The 1873-nt window shown below is 62.4% G+C and carries 1 protein-coding gene; it reads right to left on the bottom strand.

What is annotated here, in order from left to right:
• Positions 1-1873, bottom strand: a 1873-nt coding sequence (locus AC1RME_RS29515; protein ID WP_493092122.1) for a type VI secretion system Vgr family protein, incomplete at both ends; no start/stop codon positions are given.

Below are 1873 nucleotides of genomic sequence, written 5' to 3'. Positions count from 1 at the left end.
CCCGGCATCAACGGCGCCGCACCGGTCCCGCTCCCCGGCCCACCACCGGAGTTGATATTGATCGCCGGCCCACTCATGGTTACGCCGCCGCCATCGATCTTGATGAAGCTGCCACCGCCGACCAACGTCAGTTCAGCCCCAGCCTCCAGCACGACCTTCATGCCGCTGCTCAGGTGAATTTCCTGCCCGGCGTCGATGAACTGTCCGGTGCCGATCTTGATGTGCTGGTTCACGCCTACGGTCAGGTGGTCGTTGGCCCGTGCTTCGACTTTGCGGTCTTCGTAAACGGTGTGGTGTTCTTCGGCCTTGAATTCCGTGTAGCTGTTCTTTTCCACGACGTCGTGGCGTTCGTTGCCGACGCGGATTTTCTGGTCGTGTTCGATGTTCTCGTCCCAGTCGCGCTGGGCGTGGAGGAAGATCTGTTCCTGACCTTTCTTGTCTTCGATGCGCAGTTCGTTGAAGCCACCGCCGCCCATCGAGCTCAGGGTCTTGAAAGTGGTGCGCGTCTTGTTCGCCGGCAGGGCGTACGGGACGGTGTTTTCCTTGTGGTACAGGCAGCCGCTGATCAGCGGCTGGTCGGGGTCGCCTTCGAGGAAGGTGACCAGCACTTCCATGCCGATGCGCGGAATGGCGATGCCGCCGTACTGGGCGCCGGCCCAGGCGCTGGAGACGCGCAACCAGCAGCTGGTCTTGTCGTCGGCCTGGCCTTCACGATCCCAGTGGAACTGGACTTTGACGCGGCCGTATTCGTCGCAGTGGATTTCCTGGCCTTTGGGGCCGGTGACCACGGCGCTCTGGCTGCCGAGGATGCGCGGTTTCGGGTGGCGCAGGGGCGGGCGGTTCGGCACGTCCCACGGGGTGGCCTGGAAGCGGTTGCGGTAGCCCTGATGGAAATCGTCTTTCAGCGCGGTGGTGTCACTGGTGACGGATTCTTCCAGCACTTGCGGCTGTTTGCCTTCGTGCAGGACTTCGGTGAGCAGCCACAGGTCGTTCCACTTGGCCTTCGGGTGTTCTTTCAGTGCGAGGAAATGGCCGCTGACCAGCAGCGGCTGGTCGCTCTTGCCTTCGGCGAGCTGGAAGTCGCTGCGATGGCGTTCGAGGGCGCGTTTGGCCAGGTGTTTGCCACGCTCGCGGTCGACGAAACGGCCGGGGTAGTCGTAATCCTCGAGGTCGGGCAGGGCGTCGCCACGGTTTTCGCTTTCGAGGGTGATGCGCGGTTTTTCGAAGTCGTAATCGCGGCGGGTGGTGCGGCTGGTACGGGTTTCCAGGCGCAGGTCGAAGCGCTTGATCACCGGGTCGCTGGCGACCATGCCGGAGTCCTGCTGATAGGCCACCGGCGCCAGTTTGTGGAACACCGTCTGGTCGTCGCCGAACACCAGTTTGTGCGCCGTGGCGCTGTGCTGGAAGTGGTAGTGAATGCCTTCTTCTTCGCACAGGCGCTGGATGAAATGCAGGTCCGATTCGTCGTACTGCACGCAGTAGATGCGCTCGGGGTAGATCGAACCGGTCTGGAACTCATAGGCGTTGCCCTGGATGCCATGTTCTTCGAGGACCTTGCCGATGATTTTCGGCACGCTGAGGTTCTGGAAGATCCGCTGGTTGATCCGGTGCGCCAGGTACGCCAGTTGCGGGCGCAGGGTCACGGAGTAGCGCGTCAGGCGCTTGCCGGAATCGCCTTGCGCGGCGCGGTAGATCAGGCCGTGGATGCCGCTGCCGTCGGGCGACAGCTGCAAAAAGGCCGGTTTGTGCAGCAGGGTTTCGAGGTTCAGCGACGGCTGCTCACTGACCAGCTCCACCTCGAACACAAAAGGCTGGCTGATGGCTTCCCGACCGGTGAGGGTAAACACCTGAAAGTCGTTGGAAAGACCTTCGA

The sequence above is a fragment of the Pseudomonas sp. GW822-FHT03F08 genome, from assembly GCF_058801265.1.
Note: the sequence above shows the minus strand (reverse complement) of the source record. Positions and strands in the feature narration are given on the sequence as shown.